This window comes from Lentzea albidocapillata (genome assembly GCF_000719115.1).
GTDB classification, from domain to species: Bacteria; Actinomycetota; Actinomycetes; order Mycobacteriales; family Pseudonocardiaceae; genus Lentzea; species Lentzea albidocapillata.
Genome location: NZ_JOEA01000024.1, coordinates 1 through 12,870, shown reverse-complemented (window position 1 = coordinate 12,870; position 12,870 = coordinate 1). Strand labels below are relative to the sequence as shown.

The following is a 12,870-nucleotide window of genomic DNA, read 5'->3' as shown; positions in this document are numbered from 1 at the left end:
CTAGGAGGTGCACGTGCTGAAACAGCGACTGGAGTTGAACGCTCGCGCCGCGATCGAACGTGCCCTGGAGGGGGCGCAGTCCGAGGACTCCTTCGTGGAGTTCAAGACCCAGTGGCCGATCGACCACGGCAAGGCCGCCCGGCAGATCGCCGCGCTGTGCAACGCCGCGCGCGGGTCGGAGGCCATGTGGATCGTCGGCGTCGACGAGAAGGGCCGGCACGTCAAAGGTGCGCTGGCCGAGGAGCTGTCGAGCTGGTGGCCCCGGGTCGAGAGCCACTTCGACGGCGTGGCACCGGGTCTGACCACCGTCGCGTTCGACTGGGTGCGCGGCCGCGCTGTCGTCGTCCTCAGCCTGCAGACCGACAACGCGCCGTACGTGTTCGTCACGAAGAAAGAGCCCTACAGCAGGGAAATCCCGTGGCGCTCAGGTGAACGGACTCGGTCCGCCCGCCGCAGCGAGGTGCTGGAACTGCTGGTGCCCAAGCTGGACATGCCCGGCTGGGAGTTCGTCAGCGCCCGTGCGACGTTGAGCCAGCACTCGCCGACGCTGCGGTTCGAGGGCGACCTCTACCTGGAGACGAACCAGCCGTTGTCGTTGCCGCACCACCGATGCCACTCGTACGCGACGTACGGGCTCGACAGCGAGACGGTCGACCTGGCGTTCAGCTTCCGCACCAACACGCGGGACGTGCGGGCGGTCGAACGTGTCGTGCGCGTCGCGGAACCGGCCGTGCTGCACGTCAGCGCGGACGCCGACGTGGAACTGGAAGCGTTCTCCGACCTCTGGGACCTGCACTGGCACCTCGTGCTCGGCCTCGGCCTGAGCGGCGACGAGATCAGCACGTCGGTGCGGCTCACGACGGATGCCGTGCCACCGAACCAGTTCACTCGCAGAGTCTGGTCGGCTCTCAAGCCTTGAGTCGCTCGGCTGCCGCGCCGATCCGTTCGTCGGTGGCCGTGAGCGCGACCCGCACGTGCTTCGCGCCCGCCGGTCCGTAGAACGTGCCCGGAGCCGCCAGGATGCCGCGGTCGGCCAGCCACGAGATCGTCTCCCAGGCGCCCTCACCGCGGGACGACCACAGGTACAGCCCGGCCTCCGAGTGCGACACGGTGAACCCGGCCGCCTCCAGCGCGGGCTTCAGGACCTCACGCCGCGCCAGGTACCGGGACCGCTGCTCGGCCACGTGCGCGTCGTCCTCCAGGGCGGCGCGCATGGCCTCCTGCACCGGCCGCGGCACGATCATGCCGGCGTGCTTGCGCAGCTCCAGCAGGCCCGCGATCAGCTCCGGGTCGCCGGTGACGAACCCGGCCCGGTAGCCCGCGAGCGACGACGACTTCGACAGCGAGTGCACGGCGAGCACCCCGTCGAACGAGTCCACAACGGACGGATGCAGCACCGACACCGGCGAGGAGTCCCACGGCAGCGCCAGGTAGCACTCGTCCGACGCCACGACCGCACCGACCGCGCGGGCGGCGGCGACCGCGTCCCGCAGCTGCTCGGCCGACAGCACGCGCCCGGTCGGGTTCGACGGCGAGTTGAGCCACACCAGCTTCGTGCCGGCGGGCGGCAGTTCACCGTCGGCCAGGCGGACGACCTCGGCCCCCGCCAGCAGCGCGCCCACCTCGTAGGTGGGGTACGCGACGGCGGGCACGGCCACGACGTCACCCGGCCCGACGCCGAGCAGGGTGGGCAGCCACGCCACGAGCTCCTTGGAGCCGATCGTGGGCAGCACCGCCGCTTCCTGGACCCCGGCGATCCCGTACCGGCGCTCCACCGCGGCGACGAAGGCCGCACGCAGCTCAGGAGTGCCGTGGGTGGTCGGGTAGCCGGGAATGCCGGAGACCGACGACAGCGCGGACTGGATCACCGCGGGAACCGGGTCGACAGGGGTGCCGACCGACAGGTCGACCACGCCACCGGGGTACTTGCGCGCCTTGGCGGCGTGGTCTGCCAGCTGGTCCCATGGGAAGTCCGGCAGCGCCGGGCCCCTGCGTGAAATGATCAATGCCCCTCAGCCTGCGGCGCGAGGACCTTCACGAACTCCGGGTCGGCGCTGACCTTGCCGACCTTCGACGCGCCACCGGGCGAGCCGAGTTCGTTGAAGAAGTCGACGTTCGCCTTGGTGTAGTCCTTCCACTCATCGGGGACGTCGTCCTCGTAGTAGATGGCTTCCACCGGGCACACGGGTTCGCACGCGCCACAGTCCACACACTCGTCGGGGTGGATGTAGAGCATCCGGTCGCCTTCGTAGATGCAGTCGACGGGGCACTCTTCGATGCACGCCTTGTCGAGCAGATCCACGCACGGCTGGGCGATCACATAAGTCACTGCGCTCTCCAACTTCATCGGTCACACCGCGCAAGCCGGAGAGTACGCGGCACGTACGAGTATCACCCGGTCAGGCTTGCCTTAGCTGCACGGTGTGCCACGTCACAACCCCTAGCCCAAAGTTCTTCGGCCAACTCGGAAAATCTCTTCCCAACCTAGCCAGGATGGACGTGTGCACACCGTGGATCACCTGGAATCACTCTGCGCGCGAGCATGGCCCGTCCTGGCAGAAGTTCCGCTTGGAGACTGGTTGATGCGCGCCGCCGCGGGCTTCACCGGCCGGGCCAACAGCACGCTGACCTGCGGCGATCCCGGCATGCCGATTCCAGACGCGTTGAGGGCCGTCCAAGGGTTCGCCCGCGAGCACGGCATCAAACCCACGGCGCATGTGGTCAACGGCTCATCCCCGGAGTCCGCGATCGAAGCCGCCGGGTGGCGGGTCGATCTGGATCATCCGGGTGGTGCCGAGTCACTGGTGATGACCGGCCCGCTGGAGAAGTTCGCGGAGGGCGTAGCCGAGAGTCGTGATCTTCCCGGATGGTGGGAACTCACGGCCGGACCCGAGGTGTCGGCCGCGCAACGCCACGTGCTCGGCAGCGGGAGCGGCGTCTGCTTCGCGAGCACGACCGCCGGCGACACCGTGATCGCGGCTGTGCGCGGCGCTGTGGTCGAGGACGTGCTGCACGTCGCCCGGCTCGCCGTACGGCCGTCACAGCGCCGTCAGGGCCTCGCGAGGCGGCTCATGGGCGAGGTCGCGGGCTGGGGCCTGGAACAGGGCGCCACGACGTGCGTGCTGCAGGTGGCCGAGCACAACGAACCGGCGATCAGGCTGTACGAGGAACTCGGCTGCACCGAGCACCACCGCTACCGCTACTGGATCCCGGCAGGCTCGTAGCGGCCCGGCCGGTTCGCCGCGTTGCGCGCCATCACGGCACCCACTGCCACCGCACCGGGGAACGCGCCGGCCGCGAGCATCAGCAGCCCGCGCCAGTCCTGCAGCAGCAGCATGGGCGTGCCGGCGTTGGAGCCCGGCTCGAGATACCCGAAGACCAGCAGCGTGAAGAACCAGACCAGCAGCGGCAGCGCGGCGGTCAGGACCCGCTGGGACAGCCCGGCCGCCCACGTCACCAGCAGGGGCGTCGTGACGCCGGCCACGATGATCATGATCGGGAACGGCCAGGCACCCAGGTCCGGCAGCAGCGTGCCGTCGAAGCGGAGGGGCAGGAACATCGTTTCGAGCACGGCGAGCACTGCTGCCTCGACGCACAGGAGCAGCAGGAAGACGACTCGCCAGCTACCTGTCACCCAAGTCCTCCGAACAGATCCGCGGCCGCACCCTCCGGCGAGCCCTTCGCGAGCACGTAGTACTCGGCACCGACCAGCGGCTGCGCGATGTCGTTCGACAACGCGTACCCGCTGTCCCACACACTGACCTGCGTCGAGTGTGCACGCAAAGCGCGGCGCTTGGCCGTCAGGTGCTCCGACACGTCGACAACCGTTGTGATCTCTTCATCCGGCGTCACCGGCAGTTCGCCCGCCTCGGGCAGCCGGAACGTCTCGGGGACGTCCTCCAGCGCGGCCACACCGGCGTTCGTGGCGTCGCGGGACGTCACGGCGTAGAAGACCCGCTCGACCTCGGAGACCTGGGCGCACGCGGCGACCGTGATCTCGTGCGCGCGGATGTGGTCCGGGTGGCCGTAGCCACCGAACGCGTCGTAGCTCACGACGACCTGTGGCTTGACCTCGCGCAGGATCTCGACCAGCTGGGCGGTCTGGTCGTCGAGCGATCCCTGGACGAACGCGCGCGGCTTGGCGTTGGACGGCACGTCGACCATGCCGGAGTCGCGCCAGCGGCCGATGCCGCCGAGGAACCTGTGGTCCGTCACACCGAGTGCGGCGCAGGCCGATCTCAGCTCACCCACCCGGTATCCACCCAGCTGGTCGGCTGCGTCGGCGGCGAGGTTCGCCAGCGCGGGCGGGATGATCTCGCCCTCTTCACCCAGCGTGCAGGTGACGACGGTGACGTGCGCGCCGGCCGAGGCGTAGCGCGCGATGGTGCCGCCGGTCCAGAGACTCTCGTCGTCCGGGTGGGCGTGCACGAAGAGCAACCGTGGTGGGGCAGTCAGCGTCACCGGAAAAGAGTAAAGGCCGCCCTCATCAGTTGATAAAGGCGGCCTTTGCTAACGGCCCTGCTTGGCCGGAAAGGCCTTAAACGACCGAGCGTTCCTCGGCGAAGTGGCACGCGGACAGCGTTCCGTCCGGCCCACCACGCTTTTCCAGCTTCGGTTCCTCGGTGGCGCAGATGTCCTGGGCCTTCCAGCACCGGGTACGGAACCGGCACCCGGACGGCGGGTTGACCGGCGACGGCACGTCACCGGTCAGCACGATCCGCTGGCGCCGGCGCTCCGCCTTCGGGTCCGGCATCGGCACCGCGGACAACAACGCCTGCGTGTACGGGTGCATCGGCTTGCCGTAGATGGCCTCGCGATCGCCCATCTCGATGATCTTGCCGAGGTACATGACCGCGACCCGGTCCGAGATGTGCCGCACCACCGAGAGGTCGTGCGCGACGAACAGGTACGCGAGCCCGAGCCGTTCCTGCAGTTCCTCCAACAGGTTCACGACACCGGCCTGCACCGAGACGTCCAAAGCGGACACCGGCTCGTCCAGCACCATGAACCGCGGGTTCAGCGCCAGGGCACGGGCGATGCCGATGCGCTGCCGCTGACCGCCGGAGAACTCGTGCGCGTAACGGCTGCGGTGCTCGGGGTTCAGGCCCACGAGCTCCATCAGCTCGTTGACCCGCCGCTGCACGCCGCCCTCGACACCGTGGATCACCAGGGGTTCCGCGATGATGTCGTTGACCTGCCACTTGGGGTTCAGCGACGCGTACGGGTCCTGGAAGACGATCTGGATGTCCTTGCGCAGCGGCCTCAACTGCTTGTTGGTCATGGACGTCAGCTCGCGGCCCTCGAACTTCACCGAGCCCGAGGTCGGCTTGTGCAGTTGCAGGATCGCGCGCCCGGTCGTGGACTTGCCGCAGCCGGACTCGCCGACGAGGCCGAGCGTCTCGCCGGGCTCCAGCGAGAACGACACCCCGGACACGGCCTGCACCGTGCCGGTGTTGCGGGGGATGATCCCCTTGCCCCGCACGGGGAACTCCTTGACGAGGTCGGTGACCTCCAGCAGTGGCGCGGTCACTTCGCCTCCTCATCTTTCCGGCCGGTGAGCAATGATCCGTGCACGGCGGTCACTTCGAGCGACTCGTCGGGGTTGGCCGCGGCGAACGCGGCCGGGTTCTCCACCGTGCCGATCTCGTCGTGCAGGAACAGCTTCTGCGGCGTCTCGACCGTCGCCAGGTGCTCCCAGCGGTGGCACCGCGTCGTGTGGTTCGCGGCGCCGGCCTCCTCCAGCAGCGGTTCCCACTCGTGGCACACGTCGGTGACGAGCGGGCAGCGCGGCGAGAACGAGCAGCCGCTCGGCAGGTTCACCAGCGACGGCGGCGTGCCCTTGATCGGGGTGAGCCGCTTGCCCAGGGTGGCCGGGTTCGGGACGGAACCCAGAAGTCCCACCGTGTAAGGCATCCGCGGGCGTTCGAAGACGTCGTCGACCGGGCCGGACTCGACCACGGTGCCGCCGTACATCACCTGCACGCGGTTGACCATGCCCGCGACCACGCCGAGGTCGTGCGTGATCATGACGATCGCCGCGTCGGTCTCGGCCTGCAGGCGCAGCATGGTGTCGAGGATCTGCGCCTGCACCGTCACGTCGAGCGCGGTGGTCGGCTCGTCGGCGATGATCACGCTGGGGTCGTTGATGATCGCCATCGCGATGACCACGCGCTGCCGCATGCCGCCGGAGAACTCGTGCGGGTACTGGCTCGCGCGCTTGTCCGGCTGCGGGATGCCGACGAGTTCCAGCGACTCGATCGCCTTGGCCCACGCCGCCTTCTTGGAGACGTTGTGGTGCGCGCGATAGGTCTCGGCGAGCTGCCACCCCACGGTGTAGACGGGGTTCAGCGACGTCATCGGGTCCTGGAAGATCATCGAGATGTGCTTGCTGCGGAACGGCTGCATCTGCTTGTAGGTGCGACCGTTCAGCTCCTCACCGCGGTAGCGGATCGAGCCCTCGATGACCGCGTTCTTGGGCAGCAGGCCCAGGATCGCCATGGAGGACACGGACTTGCCGGAGCCCGACTCGCCGACGATGCCCAGCACGTCGCCGGAGTTGAGGTCGAACGAGACGTTGCGCACGGCACGGACGTCGCCGTCGTCGGTCGGGAAGGTGACCGACAGGTCCTTGACCGAGAGCAACGGCGCGGTGGTGTTGGAGGGCAGGAAGTCCTCCGACAGTTCGGAAACTCTCGTCATCAGGCACGCACCTTCGTCTGCCTCGGGTCGAACGCGTCGCGCAGGCCGTCACCGATGAAGTTGACGGCTAGAGAGAGCGACACGAGCACTACGAACGGACCCCAGAACAGCCACGGCCGGTTCAGGAACTGCCCGTAGTTCTCCAGCACGATCACGCCGAGCGAGGTGTCCGGGGGCTGGACGCCCAGTCCCAGGAACGACAGGGCGGCCTCGGTGAGCACCGCCGCGGCGATCGCCAGCGTGGCGTTGACCGTGATGCTGCCGATCATGTTCGGCACGAGGTGCTTGAAGATGATCCGCGGCGTCGAGGCGCCACAGGCACGTGCCGCCTCGATGAACTCCCGCTGGGACAGCGACAGCGTCTCACCTCGGGTGATGCGGGCGATCGACATCCACGCGAACGAGGCGAGCACCAGCGCGACGACGTACCAGCTGCCAGAGAAGCCCTTCACCACGATCGCGGCGACCGCGATCGTCGGGATGATGAGCATCAGGTCGACGAGGCGCATCAGCGCCGTGTCGACGAACCCGCGCAGATATCCCGCGAGAGCACCGAAAACGACACCGACCGCGGTCGCCAGGCCCGCCACGATCAACGCGATCTGCAGCGAGTAGCCGGTGCCGCGCATCAGCAGCGCCAGCATGTCCTTGCCGACCTGGGTGGTGCCGAGCGGGTGCGTTCCGCTCATCGGCTGGTAGGACTTGCTGGACACGTCCTCGAAGTCGTAGGTCCAGATGAACGGGCCGACGAAGGCGAACAGGACGAGGAAGACGAAGACACCGAGGCTCACCATCGCGAGCCGGTGGCGCAGGAAGCGCCGCAGGACGAGCTGACCCTGCGTACGGGTCTTCGCGGCGTCGAACTCGTGGGAGCCGGATCCGGGAGCGCTGTTCACCACGCCGCCCTCGGCCGCCAAGTTGATGTTAGCCAAGGCGAATCCTAGGGTCGAGGATGCCGTACACGACGTCGGCAATCAGGTTGAACAGCACGATCAGGGTCGCGGTGACCGCGAGCCAGCCCATGAGCATGGGTGGGTCGAACTGCCGCACGGAGTTCACCAGCAGCGTGCCCATACCGGCCCAGCCGAACACGGTCTCGGTGATGATCGCGCCGGACAGCACGGCACCGAAGTTCAGCGAGAACAGCGTGGCGACGGGGATGAGCGCGTTGCGGAACGCGTGCTTGAAGATCACGCGGCTCTGCGAGATGCCCTTCGCCCGCGCGGTGCGCACGAAGTCCGAGTGCAGGATCTCCAGCATGGAGGCGCGTTCGAACCGGCTGTAGGCGGCGAAGCTGATCAGCATCAGCGCGAGGGTCGGCAACAGGAACGTGCCGGTGTACTTGAAGATGATCTCACCGAAGCTGCCGGTGAATCCACCTGGCCGCGGACCGGCGGTGGTGAGCCAGCGGTCCAGTCCCATCGACTCCAGAACGTTGTTGAACTGGATGCCGTAGTTCTTCACGATGACCGCGACGCAGAAGATCGGCATCGAGAACATGAGGAACGCGGTGCTGGTGGCAAGGTAGTCGAAGATCGAGTACTGGCGCACGGCGGCGAGCACGCCGACCGAGACACCCAGTGTCAGAGCGAGAAGCTCGGCACCGATGACGAGCCGGCCGGTGGTCCACAGCGCGTCCGTGACGGCCGGGAAGACAGCGGTCTTGGCCTGCCCGAGCGCGATGCTCTGACCCCAGTCACCGGACAGGAAGTCGGTGAGCCAGTTCCAGTAGCGAACGACGACGGGCTTGTCCAGGCCGAGGGACACCTCGGCGGCCCTGAGGTCGGCTTCGGTGACGCCGGGCCGGAATCGCATCTCCGCCAAGGGGTTTCCGGCGGCGGAGACGAGAAGGTAAAGGGCGAAACTGCCGATCAGCAGAATGGGTATCGAGATCAGCAGCCGTCGAATGATGTAGCGGATCACGGCGGGCTCCTAGGGGCAACCCGGCTCGGGCGGGGCCGGACTCGTGGTCCGGCCCCGCCCGGTCAGGCGTTACGCACTTCAGCTAAGACGATTACTTGGTCTGCCACTCGTTGGCGTTCCAAAGCGCGCCGTAGTAGCTCTGGAAGTACACGCGGTCGAGTCCCTTGAAGGCCCACATGTTCGGCATCTGGAAGAGCGGAAGCGACGCGTAGGCGTTCGAGATCTCCTCGTCGGCCTTCTGGAAGAACTTGAGCGAGTCCGCGATCGACGTCTGGGACACGGCCGACTTGAAGGCCTCGTCCGCCGCCGGGATCGCCACGTTCTGCCAGTTCTGGCCGCCGCCGGTCTCGTAGATCGACTTCTTGTCGCTCTTGGTCGGACCGCCGGACCACGCGAACAGCGCGACGTCGTAGTCACCCTGGCTCACGCGCTCGTCGAGGAAGTTCGGGTCGGTGTCGTCCTTGACCTCGATACCGGCTTCCTTGCACTGGCCCTGGACCAGCTCGACGGTCTGCTTGCGCCGCGGGATGTCGGTGTGGCTGATCCGGAAGGAGGCACGCACGCCGTCCTTCGCGAACACGCCGTCCGCACCCTGCGTCCAGCCCGCGTCACTGAGGATCTTCTTGGCCTCGGCCGCGTCACCCTTGGCCTTCTCGGCGTAGAGGTCCTTGTAGCCCTCGTCCTTCGGGAAGAAGATCAGGCTGCCGAGCGGCTTCGCGTCGGACTGCACCTCGGAGATCAGCTTGTCGATGATGTCCTGGCGCTTGACGCACATGAAGAACGCCTTGCGGATCTCTTCCTTCGAGAGCACCGGGTGCTTCATCTGGATGTCGAAGTGCTCGAACGACAGGCCGGGGCCCGCGCCGAACGTGATGCCCTGGGCGCTGAGGCCCTTCAGCTTCGTCGCGGCGTTCGCGTCGGGCTGGGCCATGGAGTTGACGGCGACCTCGCCGTTCTCCAGCGCCTGCGCCTGCGCGACGGGGTCCGGGATCGCCTTGAGGATGATCTTGGCAGGGCCACCGGGCTTGCCGACCCACTTGGGGTTGCGCTCCAGCGTCACCGACTGGTTCGGCTCGAAGGCCGTCAGGACGTAGGGGCCCGCACCCGGCATGAGCGCCGCGGTGAAGCCGTTCCACTTCTCGTTCCAGAAGTCGGCGGCCTTCTGGATGTCAGCGGCCGCGCTGTCCTTGTTCAGCTTGGTGATGTCGGCGATGCCGGCGTTCTTCTCCAGGATGTGCGCGGGGAGAACGTCGTTGTTGAACAGGCCGATGTAGTCCGGGTACGGGTCGGCGAAGTTGCCGACGAACGTCTGGTCGTCCTTGCACTCACCGGTCATCAGGTCGTACCCGGTGCTGCCGGCCGGCTTGAAGTACTTGCTGCCGTCGGCCTTCTTGGACGAGTTGCTCTGCGTGAACCACGCCATGTAGAAGTCGTCGCAGTCCCAGGCCTCGCCGTCGGACCAGGTGACGCCCTTCTTCAGCTTCCACGTCACGACCTGCGGAGACTTCGAGGTGACCTCGACGCTCTCCATCACGTCCTTGTTGACGCTGTACTTGTTGTTGCCGTTCAGGATGTGCGCACCCGGCTGCGTGAGAACCAGCGCGAACGTGTTGTAGGACTGGTTGGCGTCCTCAGTCGCGTTGTTGTACGCGGTGAACGCCTTGTCCGTCGACACCACGACCTGGTCGCTCTGCTTCGTATCCGGCGCGGTGTAGCCGTCCGCGGACTCGCCGCGTGCGACAGCCATCTCCGCGACAGTGGCGTCGCCACCGTTCGCGTCGCTGCCACCACCGCCGCCGCCACCGCAGGCACTCAGCACGAGAGACGCGCTGGCGACCAGCGCGATCGCCGGCAGTGCTTTGGTTCTCCTCATCGACACGTGCCCTCCTAGCACTGGGCGGCCGTGGCCTGGTCGGCCAGCACGCCCATAACCGTGATGTGCCATACGCGCCCCGAACCGGCACATCGTGGGCAGCACGGTAAGAACCCGTTGAGGCGGCGGTCACTACCTAGGGGGGTGATCGTGACCCAATGGAAACAGGTTGTAGCAGGCCGCAATGGCCCGATTACCGGGCGAAAGCGTTCGTTGACCGGGCACGTGAAATTCTGTCAACGACAACGGCCGAACGTAGCAACGCGAAAAGGGCGCACGCAACGCATTTTTCGGCCCTCGACTACCTGTCGAGACGCCGCCATTCGGGTGCGTCGCTGAGCACGCCCGCGAAGGGCGCCCCGGCGTCGACACCCGAAACCGCCGTGGGAAGCACACCAAGTAGATCGACTACCTGGAACAACGGCACCGAAACGGCCTGGGCGGCGATCAGCGGCTCGACCCTCGCCAGCACGTCGGACACGAGCACCTTGCCGGTCAGCGCGGCGTCTATGTCCGCCTGGATCGCCGGGTCGCAGAAGCCGGCGGCGTTCTGCGGACTGGGCGTCGCCCCGTCCGGAGCGTCACCGGCACACCCGAACTCACTCGCGAGCGCCGCCGCCGTGTCCCCCGCGTCGACCCGCGGCACGACGGCGATGTCGATGTCCTTCTCCGTGAGCTGCGTGCTGAAGAGGTCCTCGGCGCTCGGCGTGACGACCTCGGAGTCGATCCCGCGTTCCTTCAGCTGGACCTTGATCCGGTTCGCGATGCCGACGTACGGCTCGGCCTTCTCCGGCGCGGCGATGCGGAGCTTGAGCGCCTTGCCGTCCTTCTGCCACTCGGTGCCGGCCTTGGAGTAGCCGGCCTCGGTCAGCAACTGCTCGCTCGCCGCCGCGTCGAGCGTGTTCCCGCTGATCGTCTTCACGTACCCGGCACGGCTGGGCGGCACCACGTACGAGTCGGCCCGGAACGAGGCGCTCGGCCCGCTCTGCGTCCCGGACGCGATGAGCGCCTCGCGGTCGAGCGCGGCCACGATCGCCTTGCGCATCTTGACGTCCGCGAGCCGCTCACTCGCCGGCCGCAGCAACACCTGCACGACCTCGTTGCGCGGCACGGGTTTCGTCGTGACCTTCTCGATCTCCTTGAGCACGTTCACATCCGCGGCGTCCGCACGGAGCAGCGCGGCCTGATTGTCGCCTTTGGACAGTGACTCGGCCATCGCGCTGTGCGTGGCCCTGCGGATGACGACCCGGTCGAGCGTCGTCGGCACCTCCCAGTACCGATCGCTGCGTTCGAGCACGACCTCGCCACGCGGCTCGTCGAGGCTGCGCACCTGGAAAGGCCCTGCGGTGGCCGGGAAGCCGGTGGAGAGCACGTTCGACCACGTACCGGGCGCGTCCTTGAGCAGGTGCGCGGGCAACAGGTTCGAGAAGAGGCTCCGCCACCCCGGGAACGGCTTGCCGAAGACGACCTCGACGACCTTGCCGCCCTCACGCGCGCTGATGTTGTTGATGAGCCGGTAACCCGCCGGATCCACCACACCGGGCTCGGCCCGCATACGCTGCCACAGGTAGTAGAAGTCCTCGGCGGCGATCGGAGCGCTGTCCGACCAGCTCGCGTCCTTGCGGATCGTGTAGCTGACCGTGAACGGCTCGGCCTTGGTGACCTTCGCGCTCACCATGAGGTTCCGGTCGAGCTGCGGCGCGCCGTCGTTGCCCGGCCTGAACGGACTCGGCAGCAGCAGCGAACTCAACGCGGTCGTGATGGGACTCTGCGCGGCGAGGGCGTGCGGGTTGTAACCGCCGGCCACGTCGTCCACGCCGACCACGATCTCGGTGACCTTGGGCCCCGTGGTGGTGATGACGGGCGCCTCGGACTTCGGGACCAGGGGCGGAGGCGGCGCGTTCGTGCACGCCGCAGCTGTGCCGCACAGGACGGCAGCAGCAAGCACTCCCCCGAGTCGCCTCATGGTCCTCACATTGCCAGAAGGTTGGTGGTGGCGTTCGGGCAACCCAGGTTTTGTCACCCGCGCCACTTGGGGGACGTGTGGTGGTTGTTACGGGTTGCCCGGTTGGTGGGTAGTACGGGTCACTTGGGTGGGTGGTTCGGGGGTGGGGCGTGGTTTCAGCGGGGTGGTCGCCTGCCGTGCGAGTGGTCGCCTTGCTCGTGCGGGCGGGTTGGGGCCGTGCGGGTCGGTTTGCGTGGGCTGGCGCCGGTTCCAGCGGGGTGGTCGCCTGCCGTGCGAGTGGTCGCCTTGCGTGGGTGGTCCTTCGGGCAGGACCGGGTCGGTGCGGGTCATCGCCGCTGCGCGTCGATAGCGATTGGGGCTTGACCTTGAGCCTCTGGCGGGATGCTTGACGGCCGGAAAAGGCCGGGCT

At 67.7% G+C, this 12,870-nt stretch carries 12 protein-coding genes; 2 read left to right on the top strand and 10 right to left on the bottom strand.

Translation table 11 applies throughout. The annotated features are described in order from the left end of the window. The first annotated feature begins 13 nt into the window (after window positions 1-13). Window positions 14-919 (top strand): hypothetical protein, encoded by a 906-nt coding sequence (locus IG04_RS0134030; protein ID WP_030480845.1) that lies wholly within the window; start codon window positions 14-16, stop codon window positions 917-919. Here the strand turns inward: IG04_RS0134030 and dapC are convergent. Both dapC and fdxA read right to left on the bottom strand, forming a co-directional pair. Continuing rightward, window positions 909-2,000: a succinyldiaminopimelate transaminase gene (gene dapC, locus IG04_RS0134025; RefSeq protein ID WP_030480844.1), complete on the bottom strand. Its 1,092-nt coding sequence runs from the start codon at window positions 1,998-2,000 to the stop codon at window positions 909-911. The two genes, IG04_RS0134030 and dapC, sit on opposite strands and share 11 nt — an antisense overlap. 2 nt (window positions 2,001-2,002) lie before the next feature. After that, complete coding sequence (fdxA, locus tag IG04_RS0134020) at window positions 2,003-2,329, bottom strand: ferredoxin (RefSeq protein ID WP_030480843.1); 327 nt, start codon at window positions 2,327-2,329, stop codon at window positions 2,003-2,005. A 172-nt stretch (window positions 2,330-2,501) separates the two neighbouring features. On the opposite strand from fdxA, the gene IG04_RS0134015 reads away from it, so the two are divergent. Further along, on the top strand, window positions 2,502-3,224 hold the full coding sequence (locus IG04_RS0134015) for a GNAT family N-acetyltransferase (RefSeq protein ID WP_030480842.1): 723 nt from the start codon (window positions 2,502-2,504) through the stop codon (window positions 3,222-3,224). Here IG04_RS0134015 and IG04_RS0134010 read toward each other — a convergent pair. The 8 genes from IG04_RS0134010 to IG04_RS0133975 form a co-directional block, all read right to left on the bottom strand. Then, window positions 3,200-3,634, bottom strand: a complete 435-nt coding sequence (locus IG04_RS0134010) for a hypothetical protein (RefSeq protein WP_030480841.1) — start codon at window positions 3,632-3,634, stop codon at window positions 3,200-3,202. The two genes, IG04_RS0134015 and IG04_RS0134010, sit on opposite strands and share 25 nt — an antisense overlap. Then, window positions 3,631-4,461: an N-acetyl-1-D-myo-inositol-2-amino-2-deoxy-alpha-D-glucopyranoside deacetylase gene (gene mshB / locus IG04_RS0134005; protein ID WP_030480840.1), complete on the bottom strand. Its 831-nt coding sequence runs from the start codon at window positions 4,459-4,461 to the stop codon at window positions 3,631-3,633. The genes IG04_RS0134010 and mshB overlap by 4 nt, the downstream gene beginning before the upstream one ends. Window positions 4,462-4,537: 76 nt before the next feature. Continuing rightward, window positions 4,538-5,530, bottom strand: a complete 993-nt coding sequence (locus IG04_RS0134000) for an ABC transporter ATP-binding protein (RefSeq protein WP_051771251.1) — start codon at window positions 5,528-5,530, stop codon at window positions 4,538-4,540. Beyond that, window positions 5,527-6,699: an ABC transporter ATP-binding protein gene (locus IG04_RS43220; protein ID WP_051771249.1), complete on the bottom strand. Its 1,173-nt coding sequence runs from the start codon at window positions 6,697-6,699 to the stop codon at window positions 5,527-5,529. The genes IG04_RS0134000 and IG04_RS43220 overlap by 4 nt, the downstream gene beginning before the upstream one ends. Continuing rightward, window positions 6,699-7,631 (bottom strand): ABC transporter permease, encoded by a 933-nt coding sequence (locus IG04_RS0133990; protein ID WP_051771247.1) that lies wholly within the window; start codon window positions 7,629-7,631, stop codon window positions 6,699-6,701. Before IG04_RS0133990 ends, IG04_RS43220 begins: the two co-directional genes overlap by 1 nt. Beyond that, on the bottom strand, window positions 7,624-8,622 hold the full coding sequence (locus tag IG04_RS0133985) for an ABC transporter permease (protein ID WP_030480836.1): 999 nt from the start codon (window positions 8,620-8,622) through the stop codon (window positions 7,624-7,626). Before IG04_RS0133985 ends, IG04_RS0133990 begins: the two co-directional genes overlap by 8 nt. 91 nt (window positions 8,623-8,713) lie before the next feature. After that, the gene (locus IG04_RS0133980; protein ID WP_030480835.1) at window positions 8,714-10,495 is read right to left on the bottom strand and encodes an ABC transporter family substrate-binding protein; all 1,782 of its coding nucleotides are present in this window, start codon (window positions 10,493-10,495) and stop codon (window positions 8,714-8,716) included. Window positions 10,496-10,796: 301 nt separating this feature from the next. Beyond that, entirely contained in the window at window positions 10,797-12,461 is a 1,665-nt protein-coding gene (locus tag IG04_RS0133975; RefSeq protein ID WP_051771245.1) for an ABC transporter family substrate-binding protein, read from the bottom strand. Window positions 12,462-12,870: the final 409 nt, after the last annotated feature.

Coding starts and splice junctions, on each gene's coding strand:
- IG04_RS0133975 (WP_051771245.1), bottom strand. CDS start 12,461: ATGAGGCGACTCGGGGGAGTGCTTGCTGCTGCCGTCCTGTGCGGCACA.
- IG04_RS0133980 (WP_030480835.1), bottom strand. CDS start 10,495: ATGAGGAGAACCAAAGCACTGCCGGCGATCGCGCTGGTCGCCAGCGCG.
- IG04_RS43220 (WP_051771249.1), bottom strand. CDS start 6,699: ATGACGAGAGTTTCCGAACTGTCGGAGGACTTCCTGCCCTCCAACACC.